Annotated in this window: 17 protein-coding genes; 12 read left to right on the top strand and 5 right to left on the bottom strand. The window is 72.8% G+C overall.

Features of this window, described 5'->3' with window-relative positions:
• The first annotated feature begins 173 nt into the window (after positions 1–173).
• The 7 genes from ACZ6NC_RS21720 to ACZ6NC_RS21750 all read left to right on the top strand — a co-directional run bounded on the left by ACZ6NC_RS21720 (position 174) and on the right by ACZ6NC_RS21750 (position 9,728).
• On the top strand, positions 174–488 hold the full coding sequence (locus ACZ6NC_RS21720; RefSeq protein ID WP_465735121.1) for a copper chaperone PCu(A)C: 315 nt from the start codon (positions 174–176) through the stop codon (positions 486–488).
• A gap of 13 nt (positions 489–501) precedes the next feature.
• A complete protein-coding gene (locus ACZ6NC_RS21725) occupies positions 502–2,541 on the top strand; it encodes a copper resistance CopC/CopD family protein (RefSeq protein ID WP_465735123.1) in 2,040 nt (679 codons plus the stop codon).
• Between the two features lie 5 nt (positions 2,542–2,546).
• Entirely contained in the window at positions 2,547–3,851 is a 1,305-nt protein-coding gene (gene efeB, locus ACZ6NC_RS21730; RefSeq protein WP_465735125.1) for an iron uptake transporter deferrochelatase/peroxidase subunit, read from the top strand.
• Positions 3,852–3,973: 122 nt separating this feature from the next.
• A complete protein-coding gene (pheA, locus tag ACZ6NC_RS21735; RefSeq protein WP_465735127.1) occupies positions 3,974–4,909 on the top strand; it encodes a prephenate dehydratase in 936 nt (311 codons plus the stop codon).
• Between the two features lie 548 nt (positions 4,910–5,457).
• Positions 5,458–6,732, top strand: a complete 1,275-nt coding sequence (serS, locus tag ACZ6NC_RS21740; protein ID WP_465735129.1) for a serine--tRNA ligase — start codon at positions 5,458–5,460, stop codon at positions 6,730–6,732.
• Between the two features lie 73 nt (positions 6,733–6,805).
• A complete protein-coding gene (locus ACZ6NC_RS21745) occupies positions 6,806–7,654 on the top strand; it encodes an HAD family hydrolase (RefSeq protein WP_465735131.1) in 849 nt (282 codons plus the stop codon).
• A gap of 214 nt (positions 7,655–7,868) precedes the next feature.
• Positions 7,869–9,728, top strand: a complete 1,860-nt coding sequence (locus ACZ6NC_RS21750) for an LCP family protein (RefSeq protein WP_465735133.1) — start codon at positions 7,869–7,871, stop codon at positions 9,726–9,728.
• Between the two features lie 30 nt (positions 9,729–9,758).
• Here the strand turns inward: ACZ6NC_RS21750 and ACZ6NC_RS21755 are convergent, their stop codons facing one another.
• A complete protein-coding gene (locus tag ACZ6NC_RS21755; protein ID WP_465735135.1) occupies positions 9,759–10,526 on the bottom strand; it encodes a sporulation protein in 768 nt (255 codons plus the stop codon).
• A 155-nt stretch (positions 10,527–10,681) separates the two neighbouring features.
• Here ACZ6NC_RS21755 and ACZ6NC_RS21760 point away from each other — a divergent pair, with 155 nt between their 5' ends.
• A complete protein-coding gene (locus ACZ6NC_RS21760; RefSeq protein ID WP_465735137.1) occupies positions 10,682–11,422 on the top strand; it encodes a FadR/GntR family transcriptional regulator in 741 nt (246 codons plus the stop codon).
• A 66-nt stretch (positions 11,423–11,488) separates the two neighbouring features.
• The gene (locus tag ACZ6NC_RS21765; protein WP_465735139.1) at positions 11,489–12,778 is read left to right on the top strand and encodes a CynX/NimT family MFS transporter; all 1,290 of its coding nucleotides are present in this window, start codon (positions 11,489–11,491) and stop codon (positions 12,776–12,778) included.
• A 27-nt stretch (positions 12,779–12,805) separates the two neighbouring features.
• Here the strand turns inward: ACZ6NC_RS21765 and ACZ6NC_RS21770 are convergent, their stop codons facing one another.
• From ACZ6NC_RS21770 to ACZ6NC_RS21785, 4 genes are read right to left on the bottom strand one after another with little or no spacing between them, the layout of a single operon-like run.
• Positions 12,806–13,522 (bottom strand): ABC transporter permease, encoded by a 717-nt coding sequence (locus ACZ6NC_RS21770; protein WP_465735141.1) that lies wholly within the window; start codon positions 13,520–13,522, stop codon positions 12,806–12,808.
• Between the two features lie 57 nt (positions 13,523–13,579).
• A complete protein-coding gene (locus ACZ6NC_RS21775; RefSeq protein ID WP_465735143.1) occupies positions 13,580–14,497 on the bottom strand; it encodes an ABC transporter ATP-binding protein in 918 nt (305 codons plus the stop codon).
• Positions 14,498–14,522: 25 nt separating this feature from the next.
• The gene (locus ACZ6NC_RS21780) at positions 14,523–15,425 is read right to left on the bottom strand and encodes an ABC transporter permease (protein ID WP_465735145.1); all 903 of its coding nucleotides are present in this window, start codon (positions 15,423–15,425) and stop codon (positions 14,523–14,525) included.
• Positions 15,409–16,380, bottom strand: a complete 972-nt coding sequence (locus ACZ6NC_RS21785; protein WP_465735147.1) for an ABC transporter ATP-binding protein — start codon at positions 16,378–16,380, stop codon at positions 15,409–15,411. Before ACZ6NC_RS21785 ends, ACZ6NC_RS21780 begins: the two co-directional genes overlap by 17 nt.
• A 189-nt stretch (positions 16,381–16,569) precedes the next feature.
• Here ACZ6NC_RS21785 and ACZ6NC_RS21790 point away from each other — a divergent pair, with 189 nt between their 5' ends.
• Genes ACZ6NC_RS21790 through ACZ6NC_RS21800 form a run of 3 tightly spaced genes read left to right on the top strand, consistent with a single transcriptional unit; the run spans position 16,570 to position 19,959 of the window.
• On the top strand, positions 16,570–17,001 hold the full coding sequence (locus ACZ6NC_RS21790) for a WXG100 family type VII secretion target (protein ID WP_465735149.1): 432 nt from the start codon (positions 16,570–16,572) through the stop codon (positions 16,999–17,001).
• A gap of 13 nt (positions 17,002–17,014) precedes the next feature.
• The gene (locus ACZ6NC_RS21795; protein ID WP_465735151.1) at positions 17,015–19,300 is read left to right on the top strand and encodes a hypothetical protein; all 2,286 of its coding nucleotides are present in this window, start codon (positions 17,015–17,017) and stop codon (positions 19,298–19,300) included.
• A complete protein-coding gene (locus ACZ6NC_RS21800; RefSeq protein WP_465735153.1) occupies positions 19,297–19,959 on the top strand; it encodes a hypothetical protein in 663 nt (220 codons plus the stop codon). Before ACZ6NC_RS21795 ends, ACZ6NC_RS21800 begins: the two co-directional genes overlap by 4 nt.
• Positions 19,960–20,046: the final 87 nt, after the last annotated feature.

Consider the following 20,046-nt stretch of genomic DNA (forward strand, 5'->3'; position numbering starts at 1 on the left):
CTCTTCTCTTTCTAGCACGCGACCGCTGTGTATGAGGGTTCGTAGCCCCCATTTGCCTCCCCCCCCCCCCTTCCCCCCCCCCCGCCGGCCCCCCCCCCCCCCCCCCCCCCGCCGACGGACCGGCCAGGCTGAGCGTCGCCGACTCCTACATCCCGCTGCCCCCGGCGGGCGGGATGGCGGCCGGCTATCTGACCGTGCGCAACGACGGCGGCGAGGACCAGCTGGTGAAGGTCTCCAGCCCGGCCGCCCGGTCGGTCACCATGCACCGCTCCACCGCCTCCACCATGGAGCAGGTCGAGCGCCTGGACGTCCCCGCGCACGGCGCGTTGCAGCTCGACCGCGGCGGCAACCACCTCATGATCATGGGATGGCAGAAGGCCCCCGCCCTCGGTGACGAACTCGAACTCGACCTGACCTTCGCCAGGACCGGCACCATCTCGGTCAAGGTGCCGGTCAAGGAGCTCACCTACCGCCCCGGCCAGCAGTAAAGGGACCCGCGAGATGCTGAAGGCCGCGTTGCCGCAGACCACCCGCCGCAGACTCGCCGGGCTGCTCGGCGCCCTCGGCGCCGTCCTCGCGCTGATGCTCGCCGGCGCCGGACCGGCCTCGGCGCACGCCACCCTGGAGTCCACCGACCCGCACCAGAACTCGGTCGTCGCCGCCGCGCCGCAGACCGTCACGCTGACCTTCAGCGAGTCGGTGTCGCTCTCCGGCGACTCGGTACGGGTGCTCGACCCGGCCGGCAAGGCGGTCGACACCGGCAACCCGGCGCACGCCGACGGCAAGGGCAACACCGCGCGCGTCGGGCTGAACAGCGGGCTGGCCAACGGCACCTACACGGTGGCCTGGCGGGCCGTCTCCGAGGACTCGCACCCGATCGGCGGCGCGTTCACCTTCTCCATCGGCGCGCCCTCGGACACCTCCGTCTCCGCCACCGCACTGAGCGGCGCCGAGGCCGACGGCGTGGTCGCCGCCCTCTACGGCACCGGCCGGACCGTCGCGTACGGGGCGTTCGCGCTGCTGGCCGGCGCGGCCGCGTTCGTGCTGATCTGCTGGCCGGCCGGGGCGGCGCAGCGCGCGGTCCAGCGGCTGCTGATGTCCGGCTGGGTGGCGCTGCTGGTCTCGACCGTCGCGGTGCTGATGCTGCGTGGCCCGTACGAGCGGGGTTCCGGGGTCGGGCAGGCCTTCGACCTGTCGCTGGTGCGCGCCACCCTGGACGAGCGGATCGGCACCGCGCTGGCCGCCCGGCTGCTGCTGCTCGCGGCGAGCGGGGTGTTCCTGTCACTGCTGGTCGGCCAGCTCGGGCAGCCGCAACGGGCCGCCGGCCCCTCGGCCGCCGGCCCCTCAGCCCCGGGCACCGACGCGGGCACCGGCACCGGCACGAGTGCCGGCACGGAGGACGCTGAAGTGACGGAGCTGCGCGAGCTGGAGCAGCGCGCCGCCGAGCGGCCGCTGCGCGATGCCCGGCTGGGCCTCGGAGTGGCCGGGCTGGTGCTGGCGGTCGCCCTCTCGGCGACCTGGGTCGGCGCCGACCACGCCGCAGTGGGCATCCAGGTCTGGCTGGCCCTGCCGCTCGGCATGCTGCACCTGATCGCGATGGCGCTCTGGCTGGGTGGCCTGGCCGCCCTGCTGGTCGGCCTGCGGCACGGGATCGGCGCGGACGTCGCCGACCGCTTCTCCAAGCTCGCGTTCGGCGCGGTCGCGGTACTCACCGCCACCGGGATCTACCAGTCCTGGCGCGGCCTGGGCAGCTGGGGCGCGCTGACCGGCACCGAGTACGGGCGGCTGCTGCTGGTGAAGACCGGCTGCGTGGTCGCGATGCTCGGCGTCGCCTGGATCTCCCGCTCCTGGCTGGCCCGGCTGCGGGCCGCCCCCGAGGAGGCGGTGGCGGTCGCGCCGGCCGAGGCGCCGGAGCCGGTCGCCGTGGCGGCGCACTCCGACGACCCGGTCCGGCAGGCCCAGCTGGCCCGCCAGCAGGCCGCCCGGGAGAGCGCCGGGCGCGACCGCGGGCTCACCCCGACCCGGGCCGGCCTGCGCCGCTCCGTCCTGGTCGAGGCGCTGGTCGCGGTGGCCGTGCTGGTGGTCACCACGATGCTCACCAACTCGCCGCCCGGCCGGGTGGCGGGCGAGGTCGCGGCCGGGGCCCCCGCCACCGCACCCGCCCCGGGCACGCCCGCCCCGCAGACCGTGCCCGGCCAGACCCTGGAGCTGAAGCTCCCGTACGACACCAAGGGCCGCACGCCGAACGCCAAGGGCACCGCCACCGTCACCCTCAACCCGGCCCGGACCGGGCCCAACGAGGTGCACCTCAAGCTGGACGGCGCGGACGGACAGCCGGTCGAGGTCCCCGAGGTTCAGCTCGCCTTCACCCTGCCGGACCGCGACCTCGGCCCGCTGCCGGTCACCCTGACCGCCGAGGGCACCGGCCGCTGGAACGGCACCGCGCAGCTGCCGCTGGCCGGCAACTGGGTGGTGTCGGTACAGGTCCGCTCCTCGGACATCGACCAGACCACCGAGATCAAACCGCTGAAGATCGGGTGACCGCGATGGACGGCACGACGGGCACGGAGAACACGGAGAGCGCCGCGAGCGCGGAAGAGGCCGGCGGGAGGCCGCGCGGCGGCGTCACCCGGCGGGCCCTGCTGGGCACCGCCGGGGCCGGGCTGGTGGCCGGGGTGAGCGCCGGGGCGGCCGGGGCGGCAGCTCTGGACCGGCGCCCGGCGGCCGCGCCGGCCGCGGCCGGCCCCACCCTCGGCGCGGGCCGGCTGCCGTTCCACGGGGAACACCAGGCCGGCATCGTCGAGCCGCAGCAGGCCAGGGTCCAGCTGGCCGCCTTCGACCTCGCCGGCGGGGCCGGCCGGGACGGCCTGCGGGTGCTGCTCCAGCGCTGGTCCCGGACGGCCGCCCGGCTGGCCGTCGGCGAGCCGGCCGACGAGTTCGAGAACCAGGTCGCGCTGGACGCCGGCCCCTGCTCGCTCACCCTCACCTTCGGCTTCGGCGCCACCCTGTTCGACAAGGCCGGGCTGGCCGACCGCCGCCCGGCCGCGCTGGAGCCGCTGCCCGCCTTCCCGGCGGACGCCCTCGACCCGGCCCGCGGCGACGGCGACCTCTTCGTCCAGATCTGCGCCGACGACGCGCTGGTCGCCGTCCACGCGCTGCGGGTGCTCCAGCGGCAGGCGGCCGGCACGGCGGCACTGCGCTGGCAGGCGACCGGCTTCGCCCGTACCCCCGGCGCCGCCACGCACCAGATCACCGGGCGCAACCTGATGGGCCAGATCGACGGCACCAACAACCCCAAGCCGAGCCAGGGCGACTTCGCCGCCAAGGTGTTCTGCGCCGCCGGGGGCGACCAGCCGGCCTGGCTGGCGGGCGGCTCGTACCTGGTGTTCCGGCGGATCCGGATGCTGCTGGACAACTGGGAGGCGCTGCCGCTGGACCGCCAGGAGCGGGTGATCGGGCGGCGCAAGTCGGACGGCGCCCCGCTCTCGGCGGCCCCCGGCAGCAGCGAGTTCACCCCGGCCGACCTGGCCGCGCAGGCCTCCGACGGCTCGCTGGCGATCCCCTCCGACGCGCACATCCGGGTCGCGGCGCCGGCCGCCAACGGCGGCGCGGCGATGCTGCGGCGCGGCTTCTCGTACCACGACGGCCTGCTGGCCGACGGCTCGCCGGACGCCGGGCTGCTCTTCCTCGCATTCCAGGCCGACCCGCGCAAGGGCTTCACCCCGGTGCAGCGCAAGCTCTCCCGGGGCGACGGCCTCTCCCGCTTCCTGCGGCACGAGGCGAGCGGCCTGTACGCCGTCCCGCCGGGCGCCCCGGAGAACGGGTATGTGGGGCAGACGCTGCTGGAGTAGCGCCCGCCCCCGCTGGGACAGACCCCCGGGGCGTCGCTTCCCACAGACCGGGACACCCCCGTGGGGAGCCGGCGAAATGGTTAAGGTGACGTGCTCGGAACCCTTTCGCATGGAGGCGCGGCATGTCGGCGACCCGCTACACCTACCTCGGCCCCGCGGGCACCTTCACCGAGGCCGCGCTGCGCACCCTGCCCGAGGCGGCGACCCGGGAGCTGGTCCCGCTGGCCTCGGTGCCGCTGGTGCTGGACGCGGTGCGCGGGGGCGATGCCTCGGGCGGGTTCGTGCCGATCGAGAACTCCGTCGAGGGCGCCGTCACCGCGACCAACGACGAACTGGCCTCCGGCACCCCGCTGATGATCTACCGCGAGGTGCTGCTGCCGATCTCCTTCGCACTGCTGGTCCGGCCCGGGACGGAGCTGGCCGACATCAAGACCGTCACCAGCCATCCGGTGGCCCAGCCGCAGGTGCGCCGCTGGCTGGCCGCAAACCTGCCGGAGGCGCAGTGGGAGTCCTCCGCCTCCAACGCCGACGGCGCCCGGCAGGTCTCCGAGGGGCGGTTCGACGGCGCGTTCGCGGGCGAGTTCGCGGCGCCGATCTACGGCCTGGACCCGCTGGTCAAGGACATCGCCGACGCGGCCAACGCGACCACCCGGTTCATCCTGGTCGGCCGGCCCGGGCGGGTCTCCTCACCGACCGGCGCGGACAAGACCTCGATGGTGGTCTGGCTGCCGGACGACCACCCGGGTGCGCTGCTGGAGCTGCTCCAGGAGTTCGCGGTGCGCGGGGTCAACCTGATGCGGATCGAGTCCCGGCCGACCGGGGAGGGGCTCGGCAACTACTGCTTCCTCATCGACTGTGAGGGGCACCTCGCCGACCGCCGGGTGAGCGAGGCGCTGATGGGCCTGAAGCGGATCTGCCCGCAGGTGCGCTTCCTCGGCTCCTATCCGCGGGCCGACCAGCAGGTCTCCGAGCACCAGCGGCCGGGGACCTCGGACACCGATTTCACCGAGGCGGCCGACTGGCTCTCCCGCTGCCTCGACGGCCGCGGCGACATTTGAGGCCCCAGCGACACCGCCGGCAACATCTGATCGACGGCTTTTGTCTTCCTGGCCTTTTCTGACTGTTTTCGACCCTGCCCGGACGGCGGGAGGGGTGACCGCACCCGCCGTCCACCCGTCGTCCACAGGGGCCCCCTCCGCCGGAACCGGCTGTCCACAGGGCCGCCCACTGTCCACAGCCCCAAGTTATCCACAACCCTGGGGACGAGTCGACAAACCGGTATAGCCACTGCCTGTTTCGGTCGGACCATCGGTAAGCGTCGCAGAGATGACTAATCGGACCAGAGTCACCCGTCTGCCAGCAAATCACCCGTCCGAGTGCTTCAATTCCCTCACCCGGGAAGGTCAAATGAGGTTTGAAACCTCAATTCCCTGGTTCCGCGCGCCAGCCGCTCCCGAGGCCCCGCCGTCCACAGCCCACCGGGCCCGGCTGTGGATAACTTTCCGGGGCGCGGTTCCCCACAGGAGTTATCCACAGGCTCCGGTGAGTTATCCCCAGGGGAAAACCCGTACCGGTGGAAGGGCCCCCGCCCGGTAGGCTTGGGCCCGTGATTGACCTTCGCCTGCTCCGTGAGGACCCTGACCGAGTGCGCGCCTCGCAGCGCGTCCGTGGCGAGGACGTCGACCTGGTCGACGCCCTCCTCTCCGCCGACGAACGGCGCCGGTCCTCGGGCAGTCGCTTCGACGAACTGCGCAACGAGCAGAGGACGCTCGGCAAGCTGGTCGCCAAGGCCCAGGGCGAGGAGAAGACCGCCCTGCTCCAGCGCACCAAGGAGCTGGCCGCCGAGGTCAAGGCCGCCGACGCCGAGCAGGGTGCGGCCAAGCAGGAGGCCGAGCGCCTGCTCCGCTCGCTGGCGAACCTCATCGACCCGGCCGCTCCGGTCGGCGGCGAGGAGGACTTCGTCACGCTGGAGGAGATCGGCACCCCGCGCGACTTCGCCGCCGAGGGCTTCGAGCCCCGCGACCACGTCGAGCTGGGGCAGATCCTCGGCGCGATCGACACCGAGCGCGGCGCCAAGGTGGCCGGCGCGCGGTCCTACTACCTGACCGGTGTCGGCGCGCTGCTGGAGCTCGCCCTGGTCAACATGGCGATCGCCCAGGCCACCGCGGCCGGCTTCACCCCGATGATCACCCCGGCCCTGGTCCGCCCGGCCGCCATGGACGGCACCGGCTTCCTCGGCCAGGCCGCCGAGAACGTGTACTTCCTCCCGGAGGAGGAGCGCTACCTCGTCGGCACCAGCGAGGTCCCGCTCGCGGCGTACCACATGGACGAGATCATCGACGCCGAGAAGCTGCCGCTGCGGTACGCCGGCTACTCGTCCTGCTTCCGCCGCGAGGCCGGCACCTACGGCAAGGACACCCGCGGCATCATCCGCGTCCACCAGTTCGAGAAGGTGGAGATGTTCGTCTTCACCTCGCCCGAGGACGCCGAGAACGAGCACCGCCGCCTGCTCCAGTGGGAGAAGGACTTCCTCAACGCCCTGGAGCTGCCCTACCGGGTGATCGACGTCGCCTCCGGCGACCTCGGCTCCTCGGCCGCGCGCAAGTTCGACATCGAGGCGTGGATCCCGACCCAGGGCAAGTACCGCGAGGTCACCTCGACCTCCAACACCACCGAGTACCAGTCCCGCCGGCTCTCCATCCGGATGCGCGAGGAGGGCAAGGTCCGCCCGCTGGCCACGCTGAACGGCACCCTGGTCGCCGTCCCGCGCACCATCGTGGCGATCCTGGAGAACCACCAGCAGGCCGACGGCTCGGTCGTCGTGCCGGAGGCGCTGCGGCCGTTCCTCGGTGGTCGGTCCGTCCTGCCGCCGGTCAAGTAGCCCCCGGCACCACCGCGCCACCTGCGCCACCTGCGCCACCGCCCGAAAGCAACTCCCGGGAGACGTACGGCCCATGAGCAGCATCAGCCCCAGCCCCGTCTCCCCCGTCGACGGTGGCGGCCTGCCCTTCCGGCTGGTCGCCACCGACCTCGACGGCACCCTGCTGACCAGCGAGGAGACCGTCTCCGAGCGCACCCGCGCCGCGCTGGCCACCGCCACCGGCGCCGGGGCGCTGCACATCATCGTCACCGGCCGCTCCGCCGCCTGGGCCCGGCCGGTCTTCGACGAGATCGGCTACCACGGGATAGCGGTCTGCGGCCAGGGCGCCCAGGTCTACGACGCGGGCGCGCACAAGCTGCTCACCTCGCTCACCCTGGACCGCCGGCTGGCCGCGCTGGCGATCGCCAAGATCGAGGCGGAGACCGGCCCGCTGGCCGTCGCCGCCAACCAGGACGGCCTGGACGGCGAGGTGCTGGCCGGCCCCGGCTACGAGCTGCTGATCGGCTCCGACCTGCCGGTGGTCCGGGTCGCCAAGGACGAACTGTTCGCCGCCCCGCTCAGCAAGCTGTACATCCAGCACCGCGGCCTGACCGACGACGGTCTCGCCGAGGCCGCCCGCCGGGTGGCCGGCGACCTGGTCGGCGTCGTCATGGCGGGCGCCGGCATCGTCGAGCTGCTGCCGCTCGGCCTCTCCAAGGCCACCGGGCTGGCCGTCGCCGCCCGCCGCCTCGGCGTGAAGGCCGCCGACACCATCGCCTTCGGGGACATGCCCAACGACGTGCCGATGTTCGGCTGGGCCGCGCACGGCGTCGCCATGGCCAACGCGCACGAGGAACTGCTGGCGGTCGCGGACGAGGTCACCGTCAGCAACGACGAGGACGGCGTCGCGGCCGTCCTGGAGCGGCTCTACCCGGCGGGGTGAGCCACGGGGGTCCGGAGGGGGCGGGGCGGGCGCGGATCCGGTCGCGGGTTGTTCCGGCGGCACCCGGATGCTGACCGTCACAGAAAGAGTTTGTATGCTCCGCTGAAGCTCCGCGCCTCCCGGTGCGGTGCTCCTGTGCGGTGCTCCCGGCGGACCCGGGCCGTGCCCCCGGACACGTACAGGATTGCTGCTTCCGCCGCTGAGAGGTACGCGCATGTCAGGCCAGTGGGACGAGAGCACGTCGGGGGCGGACGGGCGGCGGCGGGCCGAGGGCGGCTCGCGCGGCGGCGGTTCCCCGCGCGGCGCCGGGCCGCGCGGTGGTGGCTCGCAGGGCGCCGGCACTTCGCGCGGCGGCGTGCGCACGGAGCGGCCGGCCGAGACCGGCGGGCGCGTCCCCGCACCGCGGCCCGGCGGCCGGGCCGAGGCCCGGCGGGCCGCCCAGGGCAAAGGCGGCGGCCGCGGCAGGTCCGACGGCGGCCAGGGCGGCGGCGGGCGTTCCGAAGGACGCCAGGGCGACGGCGGGCGGGCGGACGGCGCCCCGGCGGGCGGCCGGGCGGCCGCGCGCAACAGCCGCAAGCCCAAGCGGAACACCAAGAAGATCGTGGCCTGGTCGGTGGCCGGCGTCCTGGTGGTGCTGGCCGCCACGGGCGGCGCGATCTACTACAAGCTGAACGGCAACATCAAGTCCTTCGACGCGGACGCGATCGCCACCGACCGCCCGCCGGAGGCCACCGCCGACGCCAACGGCAACAAGCCGGTCAACGTGCTGCTGATCGGCTCGGACTCGCGTGCCGGGAACAACAGCGACCTCGGCGGCGGCGACGAGGACGGCGCCCGCTCGGACACCACGATCCTGTTGCACGTCTACGCCGACCACAAGCACGCGGTGGGCATCTCGATCCCACGCGACGCCCTGGTCACCATCCCGCCGTGCAAGCTGCCGAACGGGAAGTGGACCAAGGAGCAGCCCGGGCAGATGTTCAACTCCGCCTTCTCGGTGGGCAACACCGAGACCGGCAACCCGGCCTGCACCCAGAACACCATCGAGAAGCTCACCGGCATCCGGGTCGACCACACCATCGAGGTGAACTTCGAGGGCTTCGCGGCGATGACCCAGGCCGTCGACGGTGTCGACGTCTGTCTGCCCAACGACATCTACGAGGGGAACATCAACCCCAACCTGGGCAAGAAGGGCAAGATCGTCCTGCCCAAGGGCAAGCAGAAGGTCGCCGGTCAGAAGGCGCTGGACTACGTCCGGCTCCGGCACGGCATCGGTGACGACTCGGACGTCGGCCGGATGAAGCGCCAGCAGGCCTTCCTCGCCTCGATGATGGCCAAGGTCAAGGGCGAGGGCCTCAGCCCCACCACGCTGCTGCCGCTGGCCGACGCGGCCACCAAGTCGATGACGGTCGACCCCGGGCTGGACTCGGCCAAGAAGCTGATGGACTTCGCGTTGTCGATGAAGAACATCGACCTGCACGACGTCAAGTTCCTCACCACGCCGTGGCGTTACAACGGTCCCCGGATCGACCTGGTCCACCCGGCCGTGGACAACCTCTGGAAGACCCTGCTGGCCGACCGGACCATCGACGGCCAGGACGCCACCGGCAAGCAGGAGGACGCCCCGCCGACCCCGGCCGCCGCGCCCGAGACCACCCCGGCCGCGCCGCCGCCGGCCGCCGTGGAGACCCCGGTCAAGGTCGCGGTCTACAACGGCACCACCGCGACCGGGCTGGCCGCCAAGGCCGCCGACGCACTCAAGGCCGCCAAGGTCACCGTCACCGGCGTCACCACCGCCAAGAACACCAACAAGGCGACCACCACGGTCGAGTACGGCAGCGGGCAGAAGGCCAACGCGGAGAAGGTCGCGGCGATGTTCCCGGGCGCCACCCTGACCCCCACCTCGGCGGCCGGGATCAGCCTCGTCCTCGGCAAGGACTACGCGGCGGCCAACACCACCACGGCCCCCGCCGCCGGCGCCGCCCCCAGCGCCCCGGCCCCGCTGCCCACCGACGTGGTCAACGAGGCCCGCTCGGCCGACGACGACATCTGCAGCAACGTCTCCTACGGATAGCCGCCGCCGGCCCGCACCCCTTCGGGTGGCTCAGAGCGCCGCGCGGATCCAGCCGTCGACCAGGCCGGTGAGGTCCTGGCCGGCCTGGCCGTGCTCGACCACGTGGGTGCGGATCACGTCGCCGCCGCCGTGCCCGAACAGGCCGCCGCGCTTGTCCGCCTCCAGCACCACCTCGACCCTGTGCGGGGTGGTGACGAAGCTGACCTCCAGCGAGTTGCAGGAGTGCGCGTACTGCGGCGCCGGGGAGAACTCGATCTCCTGGTAGAACGGCAGCGTCTGGCCGGTGCCGCGGATGTGGCCGGCCTCCAGGTCGGCCGAGCGGAACCCGAAGCCGAGCTGGAGCAGGGTGTCCAGGATCCGCCGCTGCACCGGCAGCGGCTCGACCTCCAGCGGGTCCGAGTCGCCCTTGTCGAGCGCGCCCGCGATGTCCACCTCGGTCCGTACGCCGAGCTGCATGCCGTGCAGGCGCTGCCCGGCGACGGTGGTCACGGGCGTCTCCCACGGCACCTGGACGGCGAACGGGATCGACCGGTTCTCCCCGGGTGCCAGCACCAGCGGGGCCGTCACCGAGAACCTGGCGAACGGGTACAGCCCGGTGCTCTCCCCCTCCTCGTGCTCGATCTCCACCCGCGCGACCAGCGTCAGCGTGATCCCCCGGATGTCCGCCTCGACCGTCCCGCCGGTCAGCTCGACCGTTCCGTGCAGCGTGCCGCCGGGCTGCACCACCGGCGTGGTCAGAACGGTGTCGACGCCGGGACCGCCGACGCCCAGGGCACCGAGCAGTTTCTTGAACACCATGCGGGCGCTCTCCTCGTATAGGGATGGACCGAAGTCGTCGGGAGCAACGCCACGGCGGCCCGGACGGTTCCCGGGCTGGTCGCGGGCCAGTTGTAGGATGACCGGGCAAGTAGTTGTAGGATGACCGACGACCAGGACCTGAAGGGAGTTCCGCCATGACCGCACCGGGCCACAGCCAGGACACGTTGCAGGCCGCCGGGCGGCGCTCACTGGTGGACACCACCATCGACCAGCTGCGCGAGCAGCTCGCGGCGGGGGCCTGGCCGGTCGGCTCGCGGATCCCGACCGAGCACGAACTGGCCGAGCGGCTGCGGGTCGGGCGGAACACGGTACGGGAGGCGATCCGGGTGCTGGTGCACGCCGGCATGCTGGTCTCCCGGCAGGGCGAGGGCACCTTCGTGCGCAGCACCAGCGACCCGGCCTCCGTCCTGCGGGGCGTGCAGCGCTCCGGCGTGCGGGACGTGCTGGAGGTCCGGGCGGCCCTGGAGGCCGAGGCGGCCCGGCTGGCCGCGCTGCGGCACACGCCCGAGGACATCGTCCGGATGCGGGCCGCGCTGGCCCGCGAGGCCGAGGTGATCGCGGCGCACGCCGAACGGACCGGCCGCGAGGCGACCGTCGAGCACGACCTGGAGTTCCACACCGCCGTCGTCGAGGCCGCGCACAACCCGGCGCTGGCCGAGGTGTACCGCTACTTCGGTGCCTCGGTGCGCGAGTCGATGCGGACGGCCTTCGGCGACCACGAGATGCCCGAGGTGGTCGTGGCCACCCACGAGGCGCTGGTGGACGCGATCGAGAGCGGCGACCCGGACCGCGCCGAGAGCGCGTGTCGCGCGCTGCTCGCCGAGCCGACCGCGGCCGTCGAGCAGCTCCTCGCGGCCATCGCGGCCCGGAAGTAAGCGGCACCCGCCCCTTCCGCCGTCCGCCTCCCCGGTTTCACGTTTCACGAAAGAGCAGCACGCCCCATGGCAGTCACCCGTGCCCCGCAGCCGGTTGTCACCACCTCCCCGCTCCCCGTCCGCAGCCGGCTGGCCCACCCCGCGCTGCTGCTGACCGGCATCCTGCTGGTCGCCCTCAACATGCGCGCCTGCCTCGCGGCGATCTCGCCGATGGTCGCCGAGATCCAGCGGACCTTCGGCCTCTCCGCCACCGCGAGCGGTCTGATCACCACCGTGCCGGTGCTCTTCCAGGGCGTCGGCGCCCCGCTCACCCCCCGGCTGACCAGGCGGTTCGGCACCGAACGGGTGGTGCTCGGCGCGGTGCTGGTGCTCGGCGCGGGCGTGCTGCTGCGGGTGCTGCCCTCGGTGGCGGCGCTGTACGCGGGGTGCGTGGTGATCGGCGTGGCGATCGCGGTGCTGAACGTCTCGATGCCGGGCCTGGTGAAGCGCGAGTTCCCGGGCCGGGCGGCGGCCATGACCGGGGTCTACTCGACCACCATGCTGGTCGGAGCGACGCTGGCGGCCGGGACGTCGGTGCCGCTGGAGCACGCCCTCGGCGGCGGCTGGCAGGCCTCGCTGGGCGCCTGGTCGCTGCTGGCGCTGGTCGCCGCGGTGGCCTGGCTGCCGCAGGTGCTGCGCACCGCGCACGGGCGGAAGGGCACGGCGTCGGTATCGGCATCGGCATCGGCGTCGGCAGCGGTGTCGGCGTCGGATCAGGAGCGGCGGGCGGCGGGCCGGGCGGCCGCAGGCAGCATCTGGCGCACCCCGATGGCCTGGCAGATCAGCCTCTTCATGGGCATCTCGTCGCTGCTCGTCTACACCCTGGTCGCGTGGATGCCGACCATCCTGGCCGACCACGGGATGGACCGCGGCGAGGCCGGCCTGGTCTTCGCCTTCTCCAACCTGGTCCAGGTGGCCGGCGCCTTCCTGGTGCCGCTGATGGCCGGCCGGATGACCCGGCAGCGGGGGCTGGCCGTGGCGATGGCCGCGCTGAACGTGCTCGGCATCGCCGTCCTGCTGATCGCGCCGGTGCCCGGCGCCTGGGTGTCGGCCACCATCCTGGGCGTCGCCCAGGGCGGTTCGCTGGGCCTCGGCCTCGCCTTCATCGTGCTGCGCACCGACAGCGCCGCCGGCGCCGCCCGGCTGGGCGGCATGGCGCAGGCGGTCGGCTATCTGGTGGCGGCGGCCGGCCCGGTCGGCGCCGGGGCACTGCACCAGCTGACCGGCGACTGGACCACCCCGCTGGCGCTGATGCTGGTGCTGGCCGTCGTCGTCGGCGTGGCCGGCTGGGGCGCCGGGCGCAACCGGACGCTCTGAGGCCCGGCCGCGCCCTGCCGCCGCGGGCTACTCCTCGGCGGCCAGGGTCAGCCCGGCCAGCTTCACCGAGGCCAGCACCGTCGCCGCCACCGTGAGCACCAGCAGCAGCGGCACCGCCACGCCGAGCCCGACGGGTGCGGTGATGGCGCCGTCCGCGGCCACCGCCTTGGCCAGCGACAGCCCCCACTGCTGGACGCTCAGCGTCCGGGCGCCCTCGACGAAGTTGCCGATCAGGGACTCCCAGATCAGCGCGTACGCCAGCCCGGCCACCACCGCGTGCCGGGTGACCACGCCGAGCAGCAGGAACAGCGCGCTGTACGCGGCCCCGGCCACCAGGGTGGCGACGGTGTAGCCGATCGCCAGCCCGTCCTCGGTGCCGTACATCAGCAGGCCGGCGAGCAGCGTCGGGACCGCCGCGAACACCCAGGTGGTGCCGACCGCGACCGCCAGCTTGGTGGTGATGATCTTCCAGCGGGGCAGCGGCTTGGCGAGCAGGTAGACGATCGAGCCGTCGTCGATCTCGGTGGCGATGGCGCCGGTGCCGACGACCAGGCCGAGGATCGGCAGCAGCGTGCCGAGGCCCAGCTGGCCGAGGATCTTGACGGTCAGGTCGTGCTTGTCCCCGCTGGAGCCGCTGGCGATCGCCGAGACGAGCAGCAGCAGGGCGGGGACCACCAGCAGCAGGACGCCGCGGCGGCGGCCCAGCAGGCCGCGCAGCGTCAGCCTGGCGACGGTCGGGTTCATGGTGTGGTCGGCCTTCCTGGGGTCCGGTTCCGGGTGGGTGCCACGCGTCCGCGGGCGCTAGGCGGAGACGAGGTACGAGAAGACGCTCTCCAGCGACTCGTCCGCCGGTGCGACGGTGTACAGCCGGATGCCGGCCTGCTGGGCGACCTTCGGCAGCAGGGTGGTGAAGCCCTGGAAGTTGACCGCCTGGATGCGCAGGGCGTTCTCCTGCCGGTCCAGCTCGATGCCGGCCGTCGACGGGTCGGCGATCAGCGCGGCCGCGAGCCGCCGGTCGTCGCTGGAGCGGACCAGGTAGCGGTGCGGGCGGTCGGTCATCAGCCGGCGGATCTTCCGGAAGTCCCCGGAGGCGGCGTGCCGGCCGGCCACCACGACCTCGATGTGCCGGGCCAGCTGCTCGACCTCCTCCAGGATGTGCGAGGAGAAGAGCACCGTCCGGCCGTCGGCGCCGAAGCGGCGCAGCAGCTCCATCAGCTGGAGCCGCTGGCGCGGGTCCATGCCGTTGAACGGCTCGTCGAGCAGCAGCACGGACGGGTCGTGGACCAGCGCGGACGCCATCTTGACGCGCTGCTTCATGCCCTTGGAGTAGGTGCCCGTCCGCCGCTCCTGGGCGTACTCCATCTCGACCAGGGCCAGCGCCCGCCCGGCGGCGGCGCCCGGGTCGGCGAGACCGTGCAGTTCGGCGTTGGCGAGGACGAACTCCCAGCCGGTCAGGTAGTCGTACATGGACTCGCGCTCGGGGACCAGCCCGATCTGCCGGTACACCTGCTGGTTGCGCCAGATCGGCGCGCCGTCCAGGGTGACCGCCCCGGTGGAGGGGGCGAGGAAGCCGCTCATCATGTGGATGAGGGTGGACTTCCCCGCGCCGTTCGGCCCGAGCAGACCGGTGATGCCGGGACCGATCGCCATGCTGACGTCGTTGACGGCGACCACGTTGCCGAACCAACGCGAGACCTTGTCGATGGTGATGGTGGCCATGACGCCCTCTCAGCTCCTGCGGTAGTCAGATGCGGTGGTAGCGGCGCAGCAGCAGCGCGTACGAGCCGGCCACCATCGCGACGGCGGCGGTGGCGAAGACGACCACGCCGAGGGCGCCGGGGGCGTGCATCCGGCCCGGGTCCTTCCCGAGGTCGAAGAGCTGGTTGACCAGGCTCTCCACCAGCCCGTCGGGCGAGAGCAGCGCCACCCACTGCGCGGAGTCCGGCACGGTGGGGGAGGTGCCGCTGCTGATGCCCACGACGATCCCGACCACCGCGGTGGAGACCGCCAGGTACCCCATGATCGCGGCCACCCCGAAGCCGCGGCGCGGCGTGGCGGCGGCGATCACCAGCGCCACCGAGGTCGGCACCACGGCGTAGAGCACCGCCGTGACCAGGCCGTACAGGAAGTGCGCGCTCTGGTGACCGAAGCTCATCCCGCCGAGCAGCGCGCCGACGTAGAGGACCAGCAGCGGGGCCGCCATCAGCAGCAGCTGCGCCGTGGCCATCGCGGCGAACTTGGCCCGGACGTAGTCGGCCCGGGTGATCGGGCGGGAGAAGTAGAGCGGGACGGTGTGGTGGCGGAGGTCCCGGGAGAGCAGGACGGGCGCCTGCGAGGCGAGGAAGATCGAGACGACCAGGCCGAGCATCCCCAGGTACTCGGGGTAGTCGACCGGGAGGTCCGTCCGGTGCTGCATGAGCGCGAGGGCCACCATGACCACGGCGGGCGCGGTGATCACGCCGAGCACCACCATCGGCAGCACCTTGGACTTGCCGGAGCGCCCGAGCCCGTAGGCGGCGCGCAGGCTCTGGGTGAACAGCGAGCGGGTGGCGTACGCCCGGCCCAGCCGGGGACCGGTGTAGCCGCGGTAGCCGATGTCGTGGATGACGCCGGTGTCGGCCGGCCTGGTCTCAGGAGGCAGCGACATCTGCGGTACCTCCCTGTGCTGCGCTGGTGTCGGTGTCGGTGAACAGCTCGGCAACCCGGTGGCGGCGCTGCTCCAGCCGGACCAGCCCCAGGCCGAGGCCGGCGACGGCGTCACGGATGGCGTCGTACGTCTCGTCACCCGTGAGCCGGACCAGCAGGATCCGCGGGCCGTCCGTCTCCACCGAGAGCCCGGCGGCGGCCAGCCGCTCGCGGACGGCCGCGCTCGCGTCGAACGTGTGGTCCTCCGGGAGGTCGGTGACCTCGACGGCGAGGGTCGCGGTGGCGCCGGTGAAGGAGGCGGTGGACGAGGACCGCAGCAGCTTGCCGCCGTCGATCACCACCAGGTGGTCGCAGGTCCGCTCCAGCTCGCCGAGCAGATGGGTGGTGACCAGCACCGAGATGCCGAAGTCGGTGTACACCCTGCGGATCAGCGCGAGCATGTCGTCCCGGCCGACCGGGTCCAGCCCGTTGGTGGGCTCGTCCAGCAGCACCAGCTTCGGGTCGTGCACCAGCGCCTGCGCCAGCTTCACCCGCTGCTTCATGCCGGTCGAGTACCCGCCCATCGGCCGGTACCGCTCCTCGTAGAGCCCGACGTGCCGCAGCGTGTCGGCCGTGCGCTCCCGTGCGGCGGCCGCCGGCAGCCCGGCCATCCGCGCCATGTGCACCACGAACTCGGTGGCCGAGACGTCCGGCGGCAGGCAGTCGTGCTCCGGCATGTAGCCGACGCGCTCGCGGATCTCCGAGCCCTGCGTGGCGATGTCCAGCCCGAGGACCTGCCCCGTACCCGACGTCGCCGGGGCCAGCCCGAGCAGGATCTTGATGAGTGTGGACTTGCCCGCCCCGTTCGCCCCGACCAGGCCGACCACCCCGGGCTCCACCTCAACGGTGAGCCGATCGAGGGCGGTGACCCGGGGGAACCTCTTGGTGAGGCCGTCCGTCTTGATGACAGTGGACACGTTCCCTACCGTACTGTGCCCACGGTGTGCAGGTCATGAGCTGGAATGACGACCCTCCCTGCTGCTGCGGTATGACGTTTCCCCACCTGTCCCCTAGGGGTCGGCAGTGACGATCTCCGCTTGTACTCTTGTCGGAATCTTTACGGGGGCGTTCGGGCCCAACTGCCCGACCGGGACGGAAGTGAACAGATGACGGATCGCGCGACCGAGTTCGACCGGATGATGAATCCCTGGGCGTACGACGCCAACGGCAACCTGACGGCAAAGGCACAGCACCAGGAGACCGCCCGCACGCGGCTCAACTCGACCAACGCCCCCGGTGACGGCGGCGGCACGGTCGGCGTCGACCCGGCCGCGCTGGACACCGCGGCCAACTCGTCCGACCAGATCCACGGCCGGGTGAACGGCGACGGCCGGGCCGCCGACGACGAGACCTCCAAGGTGTCCACCTCGCTGGCCAACTGGAGCACCGGCAAGGCCGCCGCGCAGACCGCGTCGACCTGGGACCAGCAGATCGCCGCACTCAACTCCACGATCGGCGAAATCACCCAGGCACTGCGGCAGAGCGCCACGAACTACCGGAACAACGACACGGCCGTCAAGCACGACATGGGCGCCTGAGGGATACGGACAGATGGTCGACTTCCACGAACTGAGCACCGCCAAGCTGGACTCCCTCGGCGAGGCCGCCACCGCCTGGGACGACGTGGTCAAGAAGCTCCAGGCCATGGACCGGGACTGGGACAGCGCGGTCGTTGGCAAGGTCAACTCCGCCAACTGGAGCGGCCCATCGGCCGACCAGGCCCGGCCCAAGATCCAGCGGGTCAACGAGCAGATCACCGCCGCCGTCACCCAGGCCACCGCCATCGCCACGGTCTTCAAGGACGCCGGCAACGACTTCCAGGCCGCCAAGGCCAAGCTGGACAAGGCCGTCGCCGATGCCAAGGGCGCCGGCCTGACCGTCACCAACGACGGCACCGTCAGCTGGCCGCCGGCCGACAACGCCACCCGGCACGACCCGGAGGCCAGCCGGGCCTACAACGACGAGTACCACACCAAGGCCGAGGTGGCGCGGAAGGCCATCGACTCGGCCGTCCAGGAGGCCACCGAGGCCGACGAGCGGGCCGCCTGGGCACTGCGCTCCGACAGCACCACCGACGAGCTGAAGTCCTTCAACGCCAAGGCGGTCGGCGCGGGCCCGGACGCGGACGGGATCCGCGCCGCCCAGCTCGCGGCCAAGGGCGGCAAGATCTCGGACGCCGAACTCACCGAGCTCAACTCGCTGTTGGCGGCCAACCAGAACGACCCGATCTTCTCCACCCGGTTCTACCAGGACCTCGGCCCCAAGGGGACGCTCCAGGCCTGGAACAACATGGTCGGCGACGAATCGCAGTTCAACGGCGCCAGCGACGCCCGCTGGAAGCAGTACCAGGAGCTGCAGAAGAACCTCGGGCTCAACCTGGCCACCGCCACCCGCACCACCAACGTGCCCCACCTGCCCGACCAGTGGGCCGCCGACCTGCGCAAGGCCGGTGCCGAACCGCTCTGGGACAAGCCCTACCGGCAGAGCGGCATGGACTACGCCCCCTACGGCTACCAGGTGCTCTCCGGCATCCTGCGCACCGGCGACTACGACCCGCACTTCCTCAACCCCATCGCCGAGCACGTCACCCAGCTCGACACCGACGAGAAGTACTGGCCGGCACCGGTCTACGGCCCGCGCAGCGACCGGCGCGGCTACAACCTGCTGGGCCAGGACGGCGGTTCGGGCTTCGAGCCGACCACGGCGATCCTGGAGGCCCTGGGGCACAGCCCGGACGCGGCCACCAAGTTCTTCCACGACACGCCGACCGCCTACAACACCGACGGCACCGTCAACCCGAACGGCAAGGTCAAGCCGGCGGACTACCTCAACTACTTCACGCACGACAAGGAGTACACGCCGGACACCGTCTCGCAGAAGAACGACCTGCGCCAGGCCGGCATGAAGAGCGGCCCGGACGCGCTCGGCCACGCGCTGGAGGCGGCCACCACCGGCCGGCCCTACGACGACCACTCCGGCACGCCGGCCAAGCACACCGCCGACCAGGCCGACGTCATGAACAAGGTCGTCCAGACCTTCGGCACCCACGGCAACGGCGGCGTCCTCGACGAAGTCAAGGGCGAGGACGGCAAGTTCGCCCCGCTGCGGGACAGCCTCGGGCACATGTCCGCCGACTACATCGGCGACGTCCAGCGGGCGCTCTCCCCGCACAAGGACGACCTGCCGGTGAACGGCGCCGCGGCCAACCTCAAGGAGGCCCCGGTCCGCGGCCTGCTGGACGCGCTCGGCCGCGACCCCGACGCCTACGGCGCGGTGGCCAACGCCAACCAGGCCTACTCCACGGCGCTGGTCCGCGGCCACATCGAGAACGGGGCCGACTTCGCCCGGCTCGAGTCCGACATCGACTCCACCTCGCGAGCCGGCGGCGTCATCAGCGGCATCCTCAACGAGGCCCGGATCAACGAGGTCCACCAGGAGCACGCCACCTCCGACAAGGAGTACAACGAAGCCCTGGAGAAGAACGCCGGCTACGCCCAGACGGCCTTCACCACCACCATCGGCGCCGTCACCGAGAAGGTGCCGATCGCGGGCGAGGCCGCCAACTTCCTGGTCGAGCAGATCACCGACAGCGTGGTCGAGGCCAACCAGCGCGACACCACCGAGGACGGCAACCAGGAGGGGCGCGACTTCGTCGCCGAAGGCCGCGAGGGCACCGCACTCGGCGCCAAGCAGGCCGTCATCGATGCCGCCAACGGCACCAAGCTGAGCCCCGAGGACGTCCGCCGGCTGGCCGACAGCGCCGGCGACCGGGCCCTCGACGGATACACCGACGGCTCCGGCGGCAGCCAGAGCTCCAACGCGAAGGTCTCCGGATGATGAGAGCAGCACGCCGGACGGCGGGCGCCGGACTCGCGCTGGCCACCGTCCTCGGCCTGGCCGGGTGCGGCAGCGACGGCTCCGGCAAGGCCTCCGCCGAGACCACGGTGTGCGACGGGGTGGTCCGCACCGACCGCGCCGGCGCGCTGCTGGAGGACGGCGCCGCCCCGGCGTACAAGCTCGACAAGCAGCTCGACGCCGCCCAGCAGCCCGGGCTGCAACTGCTGGACTGCACGGCCGAGGCCAAGAAGGGCCTCGGGCTCAGCGTCCGGCTGACCGGCAGCGAGACCCCGGACGGCGGTCTCAAGCCTCCTGCCCCGCCGGCCGGCGAGCCGGTGTACTCGCTCGGTTTCGGCGACCACAGCACGGTCACCCGCTGGGGCGCCCGGTTGACGTTCCGGTGCGACGGCACGTACGCGAAGTCGGGCAAGTCGCTCTACTTCACCGTCCAGGCCGCCCCGTACCAGGCCACGGGCCCGGCACCGCAGTCGCCCGCCGCCCGGTGGACCCCGGAGGCCTGGGCCAGGCTCGCCACCGACAGCGCACAACGCGCGGCCGGCGGTCTGCTCGGCTGCTCCGCCCCGACCGCCTGGCCGAGCGGGGAGCCGGTGCTCTCACCGGCCACCGCCGCGCCGAACCCGACCGGGACCTCCGGGTGACCAGGACGTCCCGGACCGGGGGGGGGGGGGGGGGGGGGGGGGGGGGTCGTTTTCTGTTTTGTGCCCCTTGCCTTTGTCTTTTTTGGG

This window comes from Kitasatospora sp. NPDC041988, assembly GCF_055588525.1.

Coding starts and splice junctions, on each gene's coding strand:
- ACZ6NC_RS21720 (WP_465735121.1), top strand. CDS start 174: ATGGCGGCCGGCTATCTGACCGTGCGCAACGACGGCGGCGAGGACCAG.
- ACZ6NC_RS21775 (WP_465735143.1), bottom strand. CDS start 14,497: ATGGCCACCATCACCATCGACAAGGTCTCGCGTTGGTTCGGCAACGTG.
- ACZ6NC_RS21790 (WP_465735149.1), top strand. CDS start 16,570: ATGACGGATCGCGCGACCGAGTTCGACCGGATGATGAATCCCTGGGCG.
- ACZ6NC_RS21800 (WP_465735153.1), top strand. CDS start 19,297: ATGATGAGAGCAGCACGCCGGACGGCGGGCGCCGGACTCGCGCTGGCC.
- ACZ6NC_RS21760 (WP_465735137.1), top strand. CDS start 10,682: ATGACCGCACCGGGCCACAGCCAGGACACGTTGCAGGCCGCCGGGCGG.
- ACZ6NC_RS21750 (WP_465735133.1), top strand. CDS start 7,869: ATGTCAGGCCAGTGGGACGAGAGCACGTCGGGGGCGGACGGGCGGCGG.
- ACZ6NC_RS21725 (WP_465735123.1), top strand. CDS start 502: ATGCTGAAGGCCGCGTTGCCGCAGACCACCCGCCGCAGACTCGCCGGG.
- efeB (WP_465735125.1), top strand. CDS start 2,547: ATGGACGGCACGACGGGCACGGAGAACACGGAGAGCGCCGCGAGCGCG.
- ACZ6NC_RS21795 (WP_465735151.1), top strand. CDS start 17,015: ATGGTCGACTTCCACGAACTGAGCACCGCCAAGCTGGACTCCCTCGGC.
- ACZ6NC_RS21755 (WP_465735135.1), bottom strand. CDS start 10,526: ATGGTGTTCAAGAAACTGCTCGGTGCCCTGGGCGTCGGCGGTCCCGGC.
- ACZ6NC_RS21780 (WP_465735145.1), bottom strand. CDS start 15,425: ATGTCGCTGCCTCCTGAGACCAGGCCGGCCGACACCGGCGTCATCCAC.
- pheA (WP_465735127.1), top strand. CDS start 3,974: ATGTCGGCGACCCGCTACACCTACCTCGGCCCCGCGGGCACCTTCACC.
- ACZ6NC_RS21770 (WP_465735141.1), bottom strand. CDS start 13,522: ATGAACCCGACCGTCGCCAGGCTGACGCTGCGCGGCCTGCTGGGCCGC.
- ACZ6NC_RS21765 (WP_465735139.1), top strand. CDS start 11,489: ATGGCAGTCACCCGTGCCCCGCAGCCGGTTGTCACCACCTCCCCGCTC.
- ACZ6NC_RS21745 (WP_465735131.1), top strand. CDS start 6,806: ATGAGCAGCATCAGCCCCAGCCCCGTCTCCCCCGTCGACGGTGGCGGC.